The sequence below is a fragment of the Pseudomonas sp. 58 R 3 genome, assembly GCF_900006605.1.
GTDB classification, from domain to species: Bacteria; Pseudomonadota; Gammaproteobacteria; order Pseudomonadales; family Pseudomonadaceae; genus Aquipseudomonas; species Aquipseudomonas salomonii.
The window spans coordinates 40,616-56,503 of sequence record NZ_CVTT01000054.1; the positions used below are offsets into that span (position 1 = coordinate 40,616).

The 15,888-nt window shown below is 60.6% G+C and carries 17 protein-coding genes; 6 read left to right on the top strand and 11 right to left on the bottom strand.

Going from position 1 to position 15,888, the window contains the following annotated elements; genetic code table 11:
* Positions 1-69: 69 nt before the first annotated feature.
* From BFP92_RS15720 to BFP92_RS15745, 6 genes are read right to left on the bottom strand one after another with little or no spacing between them, the layout of a single operon-like run.
* Positions 70-1,812 carry an ABC transporter substrate-binding protein gene (locus BFP92_RS15720; RefSeq protein WP_065930235.1) on the bottom strand — a complete coding sequence of 581 codons (1,743 nt, stop codon included), beginning with the start codon at positions 1,810-1,812 and terminating at the stop codon, positions 70-72.
* 32 nt (positions 1,813-1,844) lie between these two features.
* Positions 1,845-2,117, bottom strand: a complete 273-nt coding sequence (locus BFP92_RS15725; RefSeq protein ID WP_065930250.1) for a DUF2160 domain-containing protein — start codon at positions 2,115-2,117, stop codon at positions 1,845-1,847.
* 11 nt (positions 2,118-2,128) lie between these two features.
* On the bottom strand, positions 2,129-2,929 hold the full coding sequence (locus BFP92_RS15730) for a carbohydrate ABC transporter permease (protein WP_003174634.1): 801 nt from the start codon (positions 2,927-2,929) through the stop codon (positions 2,129-2,131).
* Positions 2,930-2,939: 10 nt separating this feature from the next.
* Positions 2,940-3,806 carry a carbohydrate ABC transporter permease gene (locus BFP92_RS15735; RefSeq protein ID WP_005789024.1) on the bottom strand — a complete coding sequence of 289 codons (867 nt, stop codon included), beginning with the start codon at positions 3,804-3,806 and terminating at the stop codon, positions 2,940-2,942.
* The gene (locus BFP92_RS15740; protein WP_065930236.1) at positions 3,803-4,900 is read right to left on the bottom strand and encodes an ABC transporter ATP-binding protein; all 1,098 of its coding nucleotides are present in this window, start codon (positions 4,898-4,900) and stop codon (positions 3,803-3,805) included. Before BFP92_RS15740 ends, BFP92_RS15735 begins: the two co-directional genes overlap by 4 nt.
* Positions 4,900-5,994: an ABC transporter ATP-binding protein gene (locus BFP92_RS15745; protein WP_058421312.1), complete on the bottom strand. Its 1,095-nt coding sequence runs from the start codon at positions 5,992-5,994 to the stop codon at positions 4,900-4,902. The genes BFP92_RS15740 and BFP92_RS15745 overlap by 1 nt, the downstream gene beginning before the upstream one ends.
* 289 nt (positions 5,995-6,283) lie before the next feature.
* Between BFP92_RS15745 and BFP92_RS15750 the strand changes: the two genes are divergently transcribed.
* A complete protein-coding gene (locus tag BFP92_RS15750) occupies positions 6,284-8,101 on the top strand; it encodes a sigma-54-dependent Fis family transcriptional regulator (RefSeq protein ID WP_065930237.1) in 1,818 nt (605 codons plus the stop codon).
* A gap of 1 nt (position 8,102) precedes the next feature.
* Here the strand turns inward: BFP92_RS15750 and BFP92_RS15755 are convergent, their stop codons facing one another.
* From BFP92_RS15755 to BFP92_RS15765, 3 genes are all read right to left on the bottom strand, one after another.
* Positions 8,103-9,035, bottom strand: coding sequence for a FecR family protein (locus BFP92_RS15755; protein WP_065930238.1), 933 nt, complete (start codon positions 9,033-9,035; stop codon positions 8,103-8,105).
* Positions 9,032-9,574 (bottom strand): sigma-70 family RNA polymerase sigma factor, encoded by a 543-nt coding sequence (locus tag BFP92_RS15760; protein ID WP_065930239.1) that lies wholly within the window; start codon positions 9,572-9,574, stop codon positions 9,032-9,034. The genes BFP92_RS15755 and BFP92_RS15760 overlap by 4 nt, the downstream gene beginning before the upstream one ends.
* A 188-nt stretch (positions 9,575-9,762) precedes the next feature.
* Positions 9,763-11,877 carry a TonB-dependent receptor family protein gene (locus BFP92_RS15765; protein ID WP_065930240.1) on the bottom strand — a complete coding sequence of 705 codons (2,115 nt, stop codon included), beginning with the start codon at positions 11,875-11,877 and terminating at the stop codon, positions 9,763-9,765.
* 242 nt (positions 11,878-12,119) lie between these two features.
* On the opposite strand from BFP92_RS15765, the gene BFP92_RS31735 reads away from it, so the two are divergent.
* From BFP92_RS31735 to BFP92_RS31740, 3 genes are all read left to right on the top strand, one after another.
* Positions 12,120-12,278, top strand: a complete 159-nt coding sequence (locus tag BFP92_RS31735; RefSeq protein ID WP_017137721.1) for a hypothetical protein — start codon at positions 12,120-12,122, stop codon at positions 12,276-12,278.
* Positions 12,279-12,283: 5 nt separating this feature from the next.
* Positions 12,284-12,910 carry a helix-turn-helix domain-containing protein gene (locus BFP92_RS15770; protein ID WP_065930241.1) on the top strand — a complete coding sequence of 209 codons (627 nt, stop codon included), beginning with the start codon at positions 12,284-12,286 and terminating at the stop codon, positions 12,908-12,910.
* A gap of 65 nt (positions 12,911-12,975) precedes the next feature.
* Positions 12,976-13,485 carry a hypothetical protein gene (locus BFP92_RS31740; RefSeq protein ID WP_065930242.1) on the top strand — a complete coding sequence of 170 codons (510 nt, stop codon included), beginning with the start codon at positions 12,976-12,978 and terminating at the stop codon, positions 13,483-13,485.
* Positions 13,486-13,725: 240 nt separating this feature from the next.
* On the opposite strand, the gene BFP92_RS15780 is transcribed toward BFP92_RS31740, so the two are convergent.
* Positions 13,726-14,025 carry a hypothetical protein gene (locus BFP92_RS15780; RefSeq protein WP_065930243.1) on the bottom strand — a complete coding sequence of 100 codons (300 nt, stop codon included), beginning with the start codon at positions 14,023-14,025 and terminating at the stop codon, positions 13,726-13,728.
* 117 nt (positions 14,026-14,142) lie between these two features.
* Positions 14,143-14,883, bottom strand: coding sequence for a hypothetical protein (locus tag BFP92_RS15785; RefSeq protein WP_065930244.1), 741 nt, complete (start codon positions 14,881-14,883; stop codon positions 14,143-14,145).
* Between the two features lie 425 nt (positions 14,884-15,308).
* On the opposite strand from BFP92_RS15785, the gene BFP92_RS15790 reads away from it, so the two are divergent.
* On the top strand, positions 15,309-15,767 hold the full coding sequence (locus BFP92_RS15790; protein ID WP_065930245.1) for a (2Fe-2S)-binding protein: 459 nt from the start codon (positions 15,309-15,311) through the stop codon (positions 15,765-15,767).
* On the top strand, positions 15,767-15,888 hold a 122-nt coding region (locus BFP92_RS30475; RefSeq protein ID WP_139114077.1), incomplete at its 3' end, for a twin-arginine translocation signal domain-containing protein. The genes BFP92_RS15790 and BFP92_RS30475, both read left to right, overlap by 1 nt.

Sequence of the window (15,888 nt, forward strand, 5' to 3'; positions counted from 1 at the left end):
TCGGTTTTGATATGTGTATTCCAAGCAAAAAAACGGCACCTGAGTGCCGTTTTGTCCGACCCAATGCGCTTACTTGCGCGCCGCCTCCCACTGCTTCAACAGGTCACCATAAGCCACGGTCTCACCTTTAGGCTTCTCATTCGCCAGCTTGGGCTTCGGCGCACCCGGCTGGTCAAACCAGTATTGCGCATCCCGCTCCGGGTTCATTTTCGGGCCGCACACCGGCTGCACCTTGGAGCGTTCCAGGCGCGTCATGATCGCGTCCTGCTCCTTGGCCAGGTTGTCCAGCGCCTGTTGCGGGGTTTTCTCGCCGCTGGCCGCTGCGGCGATGTTGCTCCACCACAACTGCGCCAGGCGTGGGTAGTCGGGCACGTTGGTGCCGGTCGGCGTCCACTCCACCCGCGCCGGGCTGCGGTAGAACTCCACCAGCCCGCCGAGTTTCGGCGCCATGTCGGTCATGGCCTGTGAGTTGATGTCGGACTCACGAATCGGCGTCAGGCCAACGATGGTTTTCTTCAGCGATACGGTTTTTGAGGTCACAAACTGCGCGTACAGCCAGGCCGCAAGCTTTTGCTTCTCGGGCGTGGACTTGAGGAAGGTCCAGGAACCCACGTCCTGATAACCCTTCTTCATGCCCTTTTCCCAATACGGCCCGACCGGCGACGGCGCCATGCGCCACTTCGGCGTGCCGTCGGCATTCACCACCGGCAGGCCCGGTTTGGTCATGTCGGCGGTAAACGCGGTATACCAGAAGATCTGCTGGGCGATATTGCCCTGAGACGGCACCGGCCCGGATTCGGAGAACGTCATGCCCGCCGCTTCCGGTGGCGCGTAGGCTTTCATCCAATCCACGTACTTTTGCGTGGCAAACACCGCGGCCGGGCCGTTGGTGTCGCCGCCACGGGTCACGCTGGAACCCACCGGGTGGCAGTCCTCCACGCGAATGCCCCACTCGTCCACCGGCAAGCCGTTGGGCAGGCCCTTGTCGCCGCCGCCGGCCATGGAGAACCAGGCATCGGTGAAACGCCAGCCCAGGGACGGGTCTTTTTTGCCGTAGTCCATGTGCCCATAGATGCGTTTGCCGTCGATCTCCTTGACGTCTTCGCTGAAGAATTTGGCAATGTCTTCATAGGCCGACCAGTTCACCGGCACACCCAGCTCGTAGCCGTACTTTTCCTTGAACTTGGCTTTGAGGTCCGCGCGTTCGAACCAGTCGGCGCGGAACCAGTAGAGGTTGGCGAACTGCTGGTCGGGCAGTTGGTAGATCTTGCCGTCCGGCGCCGTGGTGAAGGAGATGCCGATAAAATCCTTGATATCCAGGGTCGGCGAGGTGAAATCCTTGCCTTCGTTGGCCATCAGGTCGGTGATGGATTCGGTCTTGCCATAGCGAAAGTGCGTACCGATCAAGTCGGAATCGTTCACCCAGCCGTCATAGATATTCTTGTCGGACTGCATCTGGGTTTGCAGCTTCTCGACCACGTCGCCTTCCTGCAGCAGGTCGTGGGTCAGCTTGATGCCGGTGATTTCGCTGAAGGCCTTGGCCAGTACCTTGGATTCGTACTCGTGGGTGGTGAGGGTTTCCGACACCACGTTAATCTTCATCCCACGGAACGGTTCCGACGCCTTGATAAACCACTTCAACTCTTCGAGCTGCTGGGCTTCGGTGAGGGTGGACGGTTTGAACTCGCTGCCGATCCATTTTTTCGCGGCATCTTCGTACGCATCGGCCCAGGCCGTGGCGCTCAAACCGCTTAAGGCCAGTACGGCGGCCAATGAAATGCTATGTCGCAGCTTATTGTTTTTATTCAACATAGAGACCTCCTGGTGGTTTATTCATAAGGGCACTAGCCCCAACGCATCACACTCAACAGCCATACCAGGGATAGCGCAGACGCCACCCAGATGCTCCAGTCGGTAACGCCGATCACCAGCAAATGCAGGTAGGCGCTGCCGAGAAGACCGATAAACAAACGATCACCACGGGTGGTACTGATCGGCAACACACCGCGCCGAGGAATACTCGGCGAACGCAGTTCCCAGGTGGTCATGCCTGCCAACAGCAGGCCAATCGTCACAAAGAACAGTGCGGTCGGGGTGGTCCAGGCCATCCATTCCATCATCGAACCCTCTAGACCCGGCCCAGGGCAAAGCCCTTGGCCACATGGTTGCGAACAAACCAGATCACCAGCATGCCCGGCAGAATGGTCAACACCCCGGCCGCTGCCAGCACGCCCCAATCAATGCCGGAGGCCGAGACCGTGCGCGTCATCACCGCCGCGATGGGCTTGGCGTTGACCGAGGTCAAGGTGCGCGCCAGCAGCAGTTCGACCCAGGAAAACATGAAGCAGAAAAACGCGGTCACGCCGATACCGGAGCCAATCAACGGGATAAAAATCTTCACGAAAAACTTGGGAAAACTGTAGCCGTCGATGTAGGCGGTTTCGTCGATTTCCTTGGGTACGCCGGACATGAAACCTTCCAGGATCCACACCGCCAACGGCACGTTGAACAGGCAATGCGCCAGCGCCACGGCGATGTGCGTATCGAACAGCCCGATGGACGAATACAGCTGGAAAAACGGCAGCAAAAACACCGCCGGCGGCGCCATGCGGTTGGTCAGCAGCCAGAAGAACAGGTGCTTGTCGCCCAGGAAACGATAGCGCGAAAACGCATAGGCCGCCGGCAGCGCCACGCTCAGGGAGATCACCGTGTTGAGGCTCACGTAGTACAGCGAGTTGAGGTAGCCGGTGTACCAACTCGGGTCAGTGAAGATCACCTTGTAGTTGGCCAGGGTAAAGTCCTGCGGAAACAGGGTCAGCCCGCCGAGGATTTCGGTGTTGCTCTTGAAGGACATGTTCAGCAGCCAGTAGATCGGCACCAGCAGAAACAGGATGTAGATCAGCAGCGGGATAACCTTGCGCTTGCTCATGTTGGCGGCCTCAGCGGTTGGCGTCGGAGTGGGTCATGGCGGTGTAGAACAGCCAGGACACCAACAGGATGATCAGGAAGTACACCAGAGAAAACGCTGCCGCCGGGCCCAGGTCGAATTGGCCTACGGCCATTTGGGTCAAGGTCTGACTGAGGAAGGTGGTGGCGTTACCCGGCCCGCCGCCCGTCAGCACGAAAGGCTCGGTGTAGATCATGAAGCTGTCCATAAAGCGCAACATCACCGCGATCAGCAGCACGCTTTTCATCTTTGGCAACTGGATATGTCGGAACACCGCCCAAGCGGATGCGCGATCAATCCGCGCCGCCTGGTAGTACACGTCCGGAATCGCACGCAGCCCCGAGTAGCACAACAGCGCCACCAGTGACGTCCAGTGCCACACGTCCATCACCAGCACCGTCACCCAGGCGTCCATGGTGTTGGCCGCGTAGTTGTAGCTGATGCCCATGGCGTTAAGCGTCGAACCCAACAGGCCAATGTCGGCGCGGCCAAAAATCTGCCAGATGGTGCCGACCACGTTCCACGGGATCAGCAGCGGAATCGCCAGGATGATCAACACCAGTGACGACCAGCGGCCTTTGGTCGGCATGGTCAGGGCGATGGCGATGCCCAGCGGGATTTCGATCAGCAGCACGCAGGCCGAGTAGATGAACTGGCGCAGCAAGGAATCATGCAGGCGCGGGTCGAGCAGCACCTGTTTGTACCAGTCGGCACCGACAAAGTAGCGGCTGGACTGGTCGAAAATGTCCTGCACCGAATAGTTGACCACGGTCATCATCGGGATCACCGCGCTGAACGCCACCAGCAGGAACACCGGCAACACCAGCCACCAGGCCTTGTTGTTCTGCACCTTGTTCATGGCTGCACCTCCAGCAGGTAATCGTCGGCGTACACCATCAACCATTGCGCGGGAAAACTGATGGAGGCGTGGCCTTCGGGCACCGGTTTGTCTTCAGCCAGGCGCACTTTCAACGGCGCGCCGTCGAGGTTGAGGGTCATGATCTTGTAGGTACCGAGGTCTTCCACATGGACGACGTCGGCCTGCAGCGCGTCAGGGTTGTACTCGTCCCACACGTGGATAAATTCCGGGCGGATACCCACCTGCAGCTTTTTGTAGTCCGCCTCGCGCAGGCGCTGTTGCAAGGCCTCGGATAACGGCAGCAAGGTGCCGGCAAAGCGCACGCCACCGGCTTCGGCCTGCACCTCGATCAGATTCATCCCGGGGCTGCCGATGAAATAGCCGACGAAGGTGTGGCTGGGGCGCTCGAACAGCTCACGCGGCGTGCCGAACTGCACGATCTGCCCGCCGTACATCACCGCGATTTTGTCAGCGAAGGTCGACGCCTCAAGCTGGTCGTGGGTGACATAGACCATGGTGATATTGAACTGCTCATGAATCTGCTTGAGCTTGCGGCGCAGTTTCCATTTGAGGTGCGGGTCGATCACCGTCAGCGGTTCGTCGAACAGGATCGCCGACACGTCATCGCGCACCAGGCCACGGCCCATGGAAACTTTTTGTTTTTCATCGGCGGTGAGGTTGCGGGCTTTTTTGCTCAGCAGGGCTTGCAGGTCGAGGACTTCGGCAATTTCCTGCACCTTGCTGTGAATTTTCGCTTCGGCCATGCCCTGATTTCGCAGGGGAAACGCCAGGTTGTCGAACACCGTCATGGTGTCGTACACCACCGGGAACTGGAACACCTGAGCGATATTGCGTTTCTCGGGAGTGAGGTCGTTGACCACTTTGGCGTCAAACAACACCTGGCCTTCGGACGGGCTGAGCAACCCGGAGATGATATTGAGCAAGGTCGACTTGCCACAGCCCGACGGCCCGAGCAAGGCGTAGGCGCCGCCCTGCTCCCACACATGGTTCATGGCCCGAATGGCGTAGTCCTCAGGGCCATTGGGTGTAGGGCTGTAGCTGTGCGCGAGGTTCTGCAAATGGATCTCGGCCATCAGGCAACCCTCGCAACGCGGCGCCCGGGGGCCTGGACCAAACGGCCCTGGCCATCGAACACAAAGAGTTTATGGGTAGGGATATACACACGAATCGGCGCGTCGACGTCGTACTCATGGACGCCCGGTAAGTGCAGCACCAACAAAAAGTGCTCGCTGCGCACATGCAGGAAGGTTTCCGAGCCGCTGATCTCGGCCACTTCCACGGTCACCGCCAGTTCCAGGTCATCGTCGTTGCTCGGCACCAGGCTGATATGGCTGGGGCGCACACCAAAGCGGAACTCGCCTTCGCCGATCGGGCGCAGATCCACGTTCAACGGGAAGTGCACGACATTGGCAAAGCTCACTTCATTGCCACTGATCCGCCCCGGCATCAGGTTGATCGGCGGTTCGGAGAACAGTTCGGCGGCCAGCACCGTCTGTGGCTGGTGATACACCTCGGCAGCCTTGCCGCTCTGGATCACCCGGCCTTCGTGCAGGATGGTGGTGGTGCCACCAAGGGCCAGCGCCTCGTTGGGTTCGGTGGTGGCGTAGATGGCGATGGTGTGGCGCGCCTTGAACAGTTCGCGCATTTCCTGACGCAGCTCTTCGCGCAGTTTGTAGTCCAGGTTCACCAGCGGCTCATCGAACAGGATCAGCTCGGCGTCTTTGACCAAGGCCCGGGCCATGGCCGTGCGTTGCTGCTGGCCGCCGGACAGCTCCAGCGGATGGCGCTGCAGGAATTTCTCGATGCGCAGCATCTGCGCGGTTTCCAGCACCTTGCTGTGGATCAGCTCGTTGGACACACCGGCCTGACGCAACGGCGAGGCGATGTTTTCGAACACGGTCATGGTCGGGTAGTTGATGAACTGCTGGTAGACCATCGACACGTTGCGCAGGCGCACCGGCTTGTGGGTGACGTCGACGCCGTTCATCAGGATGCGGCCGCTGTCGGGCTTGTCCAGCCCGGCCATCAGGCGCATCAGGCTGGTCTTGCCGGACAGCGTGCGGCCGAGCAATACGTTGAAGGAACCGGCTTCGAAACGCAGGTTGGCGTCGTCGATCCAGGTTTGGCCTTCGACAACGCGGGAGACATGTTCCAGGGTCAATGACATGACACGCCCTTTTTATTATTGGAATGATTCTGGCCATTCGTAGCAGCGAGTTTCGTGCCAGAAGTGGCAGGTGGCTGATCTGTAAGGAAATGCGCCGAACAAGACGTTCAGGCATGAACACAAATGAACAATCAGCGCTGAACAACTGAACAGCGGGCGGGTTGACATTGAACAATTCTGAACAACAATCGATGGGCGCCACAGATTTAATGTGGGAGCAGGCAAGCCAGCTCCCACAGTTGGACGGCGCAAGGCTTGATAACAATAAAAATAAAAGAAGGTCGCCCCCATGGCCGAACCCCTGGCACACGACACCCTTATCCAGGAATCCTGGCGCCGTTGCCGCGCCTTCGGCCTGGACCACCAGAGCACGCCCAGCTTCGATCAGCTGCCCGCCGAAGGCATCAGCCAGTTGCTCGAAAGCCAGCATTCCCTGGTGCAGACCACCCATCAGGAAGTGCTGCCCTACTACGAAAACATCCTCAGCAATTCCAACTGCCTGATCATGCTGGCCGACAATCAGGGCCAGGTGCTGACCTCGTGGGGCACCCAGCGTTTTATCGAGCCGAAGCTGGCGCGCGGCTTCAGTGCCGGCGCCAGTTGGATGGAGCGCTCCAGCGGCACCAATGCCATCGGCACCGCGCTGGCCTGTGCCCAGGCGGTGCATATCGAGCACGATGAACACTTCCTCAAGGCCAACCGCTTCATGACCGGCTCGGCGGCGCCTATCTTTGATGCCCAGCGCGAAATCATTGCCGTGCTGGATGTGTCCAGCGACAGCTACCTGCCGCCCTCCCACACTTTGGGCATGGTCAAGATGATGAGCCAGACCGTCGAGAACCGGCTGATCCTTAACTTGTTTCGCGGCGAGCATTTTCAACTGACCTTCAACACCGGCCTGAACAACCTCGACAGCCAGTGGGCGGGCCTGATCATTTTTGATGACAGCGGCCAGGTGCTATCGGCCAACCGCCGCGCCGATAACTTGCTGGGCATCAGCCTGTCGCGGGTGCTGATCGACAGCTTGTTCAAGGTCTCGTTGTTGGAGTTGCTGAATCAACCGGAGGGCTTGCCGTTCTCGTTGCAGGCGGCGGGCCGCAATCGGTTCCAGTGTTTATTGAAGCGGCCGCAGAAGATGCAGGTGCAGGCGCGGGTCTTTGCTGAGCCCAAACCCGGCAAACCTGCGCCGATGAGCATCCAGACCCTGCATTTTGGCGATGTGCGCGTGGAAAAGGCCGTGCGCCAGGCCGAGCGATTGCTGGAAAAGGACATTCCGTTGTTGATTCACGGCGAGACCGGCGTCGGCAAAGAGGTATTCGTCAAAGCCCTGCACCAGGCCAGCTCGCGCAGCAAACAGGCGTTCATTGCGGTGAACTGTGCAGCGATCCCCGCCGAACTGGTCGAGTCCGAGCTGTTTGGCTATGAAAAAGGCGCTTTCACCGGTGCCAACCAGAAAGGCAGCATCGGCCTGATCCGCAAGGCGGACAAGGGCACGCTGTTTCTGGATGAAATTGGCGATATGCCCCTGCCGACCCAGGCCCGCTTGCTGCGCGTGCTACAGGAGCGCTGCGTGCAGCCGGTGGGCAGCAGCGAGCTGTTCCCGGTGGATTTGCGCATTATCTCGGCCACCAACCGCGTGTTGCGCGACTGGGTGCAGGCCGGGCACTTTCGTGAGGATTTGTACTACCGCATCGGTGGCCTGACCCTGGAACTGCCGCCCTTGCGCGAGCGCACCGACAAACAGGCGCTGTTCCAGCAGTTGTGGCAGCAGCACCGTGAGCCGACCCAATGGGCCGGGCTGAGTGCCGAGGTGCTGGCCTTGTTCGAGCAGCACCCGTGGCCGGGCAACCTGCGCCAGGTCAGCAGCGTGTTGCAGGTGGCGCTGGCAATGGCCGAGGAGCAACCGGTGCGACCGGAGCATCTGCCGGATGATTTTTTCGTCGATTTGAACGTGGCGGCGCCCTTGCCCACCCGGCAAAGCCTGGAAGACAGCAGCGACCTGGCCCAACGCCTGAAAGCGGCGGGCGGCAACATCTCGCACCTGGCGCGGGAGCTGGGCGTAAGCCGCAACACCCTGTACAAGCGCCTGCGCCAGCACGAAGGTTGAGCTAGCGCGGTTTGACCACCACCATCAGGTCGGTGAAGTACTCCACTCGGATCGGCAGGTTATCGGCCAGCGCCGAGAGCGCAGCCGCCGTGTCGTCGAGTTTGAACACCCCGGAAACGCGCAGGTTTTTCAACGCCTGGGCATCGAAGCGCACCAGGCCGTGGCGGTAGCTGGCCAGGGTTTGCAGCACCTCACTCAGCGGTTGGTCGTTGACCTTGAGCAAGCCACGGGTCCAGGCATCCGGGTCGGCGCTGCCGCTCGCCTGTGCAGGCCCCGCGTGGCCATGATCAAGAATCGCGCGCTGCCCGGCCCTGACCTTGACGCCCTCGCCCGTGTCCCCTTGGACCGCCACGGCGGACTCGATCACCGTGACCACCGTGCTGCCGTCCGCCGCACGCTTGACCAGATAACGCGTGCCCAAGGCCGTGGCCGTGCCTTGATCGGTGCGTACCACGAACGGCCGTTGCGCGTCCCTGGCCACGTCAACCCATAGTTCGCCTTGCAGCAGTTCGATCACGCGCTGGTGGCCGTCGAATTTCACGTCCACCGCCGAATTGCTGTTGAGCTGCAACTGGCTGCCGTCTTCAAGGGCGACCTGGCGACGCTCGCCGATGCCGGTGCGCTGATCGGCCATCCACACCGGCATGTGCTGCACACCGAACCAGCCGCACAGCACTACGCCGAGCACACCCAAGGCCTGCACCCTGCGCGAACGTTGGGGTGCAAAGGCGCGATTCAGGGCGATGCGTGCCGGTTGCGCGGGCAACGTATCGAAGTCACCCCAGAGCGAGCGCATGCGCTCGATGGCCACGGCATGGCGCGGGTCGGCCTGGCACCAGGTGTTGAAGGCTTGGCGTTCGGCCTCGCTGACGTCTTCATCGTGCAGCCGCGTCAGCCAATTCGCCGCTTGTTGAATGATGTGTTCGGAGTTCACGGCAACGGGTCCGCCCCGTACAGGCTGTGGTAGCAATGCACCAGTGCGGTGGACAGGTAGTTTTTGACCGTGCTGGATGACACCTCAAGGCGCGTGGCGATCTCACTGTAGGTGAGCCCGTCCAGGCGGCTTAACAGAAAGGCTTCACGGGTTTTCGCCGGCAGGCCGGCGAGCATCTCGGCGATGCGCTCCAGGGCTTGCAGCGCCACATGGATGGCGGCCGGGTCGGGCATGCCGGCATCTTCACACTGCACCAGCAGGGCTTGCAGGTAGGCCTTTTCGATCCGGCGGCGGCGCGCGCCATCGATCAACAGGCGCCCGGCAGTGGTGGCGAGAAAGGCGCGAGGTTCCTTGATGGCCTGCGGATCGGCCAGCATCAACACGCGGATAAACGCATCGTGGGCCAGGTCGGCGGCGTAGTGGGAACAGCCGAGTTTTTTGCGCAGCCAGCCGTGCAACCAGGCATGGTGCTCGCGGTACATCGCCGTAAGGGTCTGCTGACGGGCGCAATCGCCCGGCGCGGCCGGAATGTCATGCATGCGCAAAAACTTCTCAAATGGGAAAGATTACCAATTGAGCGAACAATGCCAGTAAAACTGTGGCGGGGCAAGGGCCACTCGGGTGGGCTGGATGCCGTGGGCGGGCTTGTGTGGGAGCTGGTCTGTGTGGGAGCTGGCCTCCCACACAAGCCCTCCCAGAGTTTGACCTCGGTGACAGTTAAATCAGCTTAACGCCAGCTCCAGGACACACCGGTATAGACGCCGCGACCATCAGCCGGTGTGGAACGCGCCACATCCACGCCCTTGTCGTCATACCCCGGCGTGACGGTATTGGCATAACGCCGATTGGTGAGGTTGCGCAGATCAACCCAGGCTTGCCAGTCCTGCTTCGGCGCGTCGTAGCCGAAGGTGGCGCCCAGGGTTGTGTACGCTGCGGCGTAGTAAGAGTTGGCGTAATCCACCGCCACCCGTGAAGCGTGCTCGGTGTTGAGGCTGGTGTAGAAACCGGTCGGGTGGCTGTAGCGCACCTGCGCCTGGTAGTAATGCTTGGGGATGCCCGGCAAGGTGTTGGCGCCGAAGCGGTCGTCGTCGCGGTAGTGGAAATCGCTGTAGGTGTAGGCCTGGCGCAAGGCCACCTGGCCATTGCGACCGCCGTCCCACAACGGGCTGAGCAGGCTCAGTTCCACGCCCTGGTGCACGGTGGGGCTGGCGTTGGCCTCGGCGACCACGGCGCTGCTGGTCTGGGTCTGCGCCTGGGTTTCCACAGCGAGCAGTTCGTGACGCACTTCGGAGCGGTACAGCGCCAGGTCCCACTGGCCGAACCATTGCTCACCGCGCCCGCCTATCTCCAGGGTGGTGGCGGTCTGATTGCGCAAGCTCACGCCTTCGCGCGCCAGTCCGTTAGCGGGGCCGCCCGAAAAGTACTTGTTGGAACCCCAGATCATCGACCACGCATGCGGCGGCTCGACCGAACGGCTGAGGTTGCCGTACACCTGCAACTGCGGGGTGAAGTCATAGCGCAGGCCAATGCGCGGCGCGTAGTCCCAATCATGCTGACTGAGCGGCGCCTGCCCTTCGGGGTAGCTCACCTGGGTTTCGCGGCGGGTGTAGATCGCCGCCAGGCCGGTGGTCAGCCACAGGTCTTGCGCCAGTTCCAGTTCGTTGCCGATATGCAGCACCGTGTCGGAACCCAGATAGCTGTAGTCGCGGGTTTTGGTGCCCGGGGCGTAATAGGTGGCCGGGTTGCTCGAAGGCACGCGCACATATTCCGAGGCGCCGTTGTTCGGCATCGCCTGGGTGGTGCGCAGGCCAACGGTGGTTTTACTGGCGTGGCCGAACCAACTGTCCTGGCGGATGTAGTTCAGGGTGCCGCTCACATCCGTGTAGGCGACTTTCAGGCGGTTAAGCCCTTCGCGCAAATCCATCGGGTAGTCGTGATAGGCCAGCCCCACCTCGACGCGAGCATTGTCATCGAGCTGCAAGGTGGTCTTGTTGGCGATCCAGGTCGAGCCCGGCTGCAGGCGTTTGGAGTCGCGGGCGGCATTGAGGCGGTTCGCGGCGCTGGGGTCATGGCTGATCTGATAGCGCGTCAGCTTGCCGGGGCTGTCGTTGGTGGTCTCGCGGTAGCGAAAATAGAAGCGCGTTTCCAGGTCCGGGTTGAAGCGGTAGCCGAAGTTGGCCGCGATGCCCTTGCCGGTGCCGGCGCTCTGATGCTGGTAGCCGTCGGATTCGGAGTCGGTGAGGCTGATGTAATAGTCGGCGTCGCCCAGCACCTGGCCGGAGCTGATTTCGCGCTGGGCATAACCGCGACTGCCCACTTCGTAGCGTACCTGCAACTTCGGCGCGTCATAGCCGGTGTGCGTGACATAGTTGACCGAGCCCCCCAGGGCCAGGGCGCCCTGGTCAAAACCGTTGGCGCCGCGCAGCACCTCGACGCGGCTCTGCCACAGCGGGTCCTTGAGTTCATAGGGCGTGCCGCCGGGGCCGGTGAGCGGCAAACCGTCGAGCATTTCATACAGGCCCGAGGCGTGGGAGCCGGGGCTGCGGTTCAGGCCCGAACCGCGGATCGACAGCTTCACCCCTTCATTATTCGCCGCCTTGGCGTAGACGCCGGCCTGGTACTTGAACACGTCTTCGTTGGTGCTGACGCGCCCCTGCTGCACGCTGCTCATATCGATGAAGTTGGTGCCGCCGGGCACGCTCTTGAGCTGCGCCTGGGCCATTTCGGCGTCGCTGGCTTCGCTGCCGGAGACCTCGACCGGGGCCAGTTGCAGGGTGTCGGCGTGCGCCAGTGAACTGAGGGTCAGGGCGGCAAACAGCAGTGGGGGTTGGCGCAACAGCATGGGTCAAATCCTTGGCATTCGGGGGCGTGAAAAAGCCTGGGCCATCACGCGAACAGTGATGGGAAGCCAGGCAGGCTCACCAGGTCACGCTTAATTAACGGACCGGACCCTTCCCACAACAGCCTCGGACCGGGATTATTTTCTAAGTCCAAAATCGCATTAACACATGCAAACTCAGTATTTAAAGAAATAACCAGCACGCATTACTGTGGAGCCATTGAGTCGCCCACGAGATTTCCCCCATGCAAACATCCGCCAGCGTTATTGACTTCACCCTCCACCGTAAACGCCGTCAGGCGCGTGCCGCGGCCGAGCTGATGTGGGCCATGTACGCGGCACGCGCGGGGCTTGCGGTGTTCTCCGCCCACACCGCAACCGCCAGTGATACGCGCCGGGCGTAACGCCGATGAATTTTTTACAGGTACTGCCCGAATCAGCCGAACCCCTGCCAAAACCTGCGATTGAGGATGACGACACCAGCCTGTGCGTGGCGCAGAACCTGCAACGGTTGCGCAGTAAACGCCACCTTTCGCTGGACGGGCTGGAACGCGCGTGCGGCGTGAGCCGTGCGATGCTGGCGCAGATCGAGTCAGGGCGCAGCGTGCCGTCGATCAAGGTGCTGTGCAAAATCGCCAAGGGCTTGAAGGTGTCGGTCGCGGCGTTTTTGGAGGACCGTGGGTTTGAAGGCGTCGAGGTGTTGCCGGCGCAACAGAGCAAACGCCTGGTGAGTGCCGACGGGGCATTCGTCAGCCGTGCGTTGTTTCCCTTTGATACCGCACGCCAATCGGAATTTTACGAAATCCGCCTGCGGGCACTCGGCGAGGAAGTTTCAGCCGGTCACGGCCCCGGCATTCAGGAAAACCTGGTGGTGGCCCAGGGCGTACTGGAAGTCAGCGTCAACGATGAGCGCTACTTGCTCTCCACCGGCGACTCGATCCTGTTCTACGCCGACCAGCCCCACCGCTACCGCAACCCGGCGGACAGCGAGGCGGTGGCATTTTTGGTGATCACCTACCCGGAACGCCTGGACTGAATGCAAAAAGCCCCGACAAGTCGGGGCTTTTTTTTGCACATGTTTTACGCAGCAGGGGTCAGCAAGTGCAGCACATCATCGGCATGCCGTTGCAGCTCATCATCATTGGCATGGCGCAGTCGTTCATCAGCTTGTTCATGAGCATGCAGCAGTTATCCATCATGGCCATGCTCATGCCTGGCATCGGCATCATTTTGCACATCATGCTGTCGCCCATGAGGGTGCATTCCATCATGCACTTGATCATCGGCATCGACATGCCCATGGTCATCATCGGCATGTTCATGTCAGCCATCATCTTCATGGCATCGGCCGACATGCACAGCATCGACATGTTTGCGCACTGCATCATCATCGGCATGCCGCAGTTCATCATCATCGCCATCATCTCGGCGTTGGTCTTGAACTGCGCCATGTCCATACCGGCCGCCGGCTTCATGGTGCACATCATGGCATCGCCCGCCATTTCGCACTTCATGGTCGCCATCATCATCGGCATGCCCATCATCGGCATCATTGGCATGGACGTGTTCATCGGCATCTGCATTGCGTTCATCATGTTCGAAACTCCGTAATCGACAGGAAATGGCTAAGTTCTGGCGCCGATTCTAGAGACACCGGGCGACGGTGCAAGACGACGGCAGAGCAGCACAAACGGCTGTTCGGGAGCTTGCTTGGGTGATCAACACAGCGACGTTTTACGTGATAACAGACGAATTGCTGCAAAGACGTTTAAAGCCGCTACTGGCACCGCATAAACGTCAGCATGGATATGCGATTAAAGCCTTGCGACCTCACTTAAGGAAATAAACGATCTAACCCGAGGGCAAAACCCGGTAATCGGTCTCGTCCGTCAGCGGTTCGATCGAGCGCATGAAATCATCCGCCTCAGACCCCCTGGGGAAACTGAACCCCGCCATTTCATCGCATGCCAGAATCCCGGTCAGGGCTTTGCGTAACTGAGACTCCGCCGGCGAGTCGCGCAGCAGTTTATGTGCGGTCAATAACACCTCGGCAGGAACGCCTTGGGCGCTTGCCACATCGATTACCGCAAAGAGAATAAATCGCAGGCGAACTTCGCGATCCGTAGGCCAAACCGTTTTTCGCTTACCCAAGGTAGGCACTCATCCGTTGAGAAAAGCCCGAGGCTATTGCCCACCGAAGGGTGTTTCAAGCACAGGGGATTAAGATAGGCCATTTCCTACATTTGAAAGGGAAATACCGTACCTACATCACTGCACCGGCAAGAAATTCATCAGCAGCAAACTCTGCGCATAGTTGAGCGCCACACGTCGGTAGCGTTCATCGAGCATCTGGGCGAGCAGGTCCAGGCGCGCAACCACTTTGCCGAACTCGACGGCAAAGCTGAGGTTGCTGCCCTCCTCCGATATCTCGTTGGAAAACAGCAGCAACACCCCGTTGGCGTCCTGGCGCTGGCTGAGCAGCCAGGTGGCTGTCTCGATATTACGTGCGGCGTTGCTGACAAACTGCGGGTTGATCGAGTCGGTCATATAAAACTGGGTGCGGCCGCCGTGGGCGGTCACCAGCATGCTGCCGATCGCGTAGATAAACGCGCCGACCCGGTCGCCTTTGAAGTCGGGGCTCAACGAGTAACTCAAGGCCGCGAGATCGCGCCGCTCGCCCAGGGCCGGCAGCGGTTGCTGCTGCTCGATGGCCTGGCGGATTTCCCGCGCGGCGCTCACCGCATCCGGGTAACCGGATTGGCGCCACTGGTTGGGGTTGCGCAGATAAAGCTTGCTCATCAGCAGATACAGGCTTTGCAGGTTGTCACGCATGCTCAAGGTTGCCATGCGGTCGACACTGGTCTGAAAGAACTCATCGGGCCTGCCATTGCTGAACTGGCTGGCGATATCGCGGCCCTGCTGCTGGCTGCAACCGCTGGCAAACAGTGCCAATAGAGCCGCTGACAACAACGGCCAGCGCGTGAAAAAAGTATGTGAAGTTCGATCCATCGGCACCGGGTCTGATTGTGCTGCCCACACTCTGAATGAGTGGGGTCATGACAGGGGTAGATCAGGAGAATCAAAAAAAGTGCGGCGAGCCGGGTCGGTTCAGAGGTTGCCTACGCACAAAAGAGTGCCTATAGGACGTTCCCACGCGCCGCAAAGGAATGCCGCCCTGGACGCTCCGCGTCCCGCTTCTGACGCCGTGACGCAGAGCGTCAGAGGATGCGTTACCACGCGGAGCGTGGGAACGATCAAGCCGCCAGTAGTGCATTCCTGCGAAATACTTGCCTGATCCTCCGACTTATCGACTGGTGGATAGATAGCTTTTGCGCCGTGGTCTAGAGTGCAACGATGGGCCACGAGTCCAACATTCTTATAAGAGCTCAAAAGGGCTCAGCACCACCAACCGATGATCAGCAGGTAAACCCGCCATGGAATTACGTATCAACCAAAAGACCTACCAGGTCGATGCCGACGCCGACACGCCGCTGCTGTGGGTGATCCGCGACGACCTCGGCATGACCGGCACCAAGTATGGCTGTGGCCTGGCCCAGTGCGGCGCGTGTTCGGTGCTGGTGGACGGCAACGTGGTGCGCTCTTGCGTCACGCCGGTGGCGGGCGTGGTCGGCCGCGAGGTCACGACCATCGAGGCCATTGAGGACGATGCGGTGGGCAAGCATGTAGTCGCTGCCTGGGTCGAACATCAGGTGGCGCAATGCGGTTATTGCCAGTCCGGGCAGGTGATGGCGGCCACGGCGCTGCTCAAGCACACCCCCGCGCCGACGGTCGCGCAAATCGATGCCGCCATGGTCAACCTGTGCCGCTGCGGCACCTATAACGCCATCCACACCGCCATGCAGGATTTGGCCCAGCAGAAGGAGCGCGTCTGATGAATACGCGCAACGAACTGCTGGATGTGGCCCTGGGCGACCCGGTCAACCTGTCGCGCCGGCGCTTTCTGGCCAGCTCCGCCGTGGGCGCGCTGGTGATTGGTTTCGGCCTGCCGCTGGG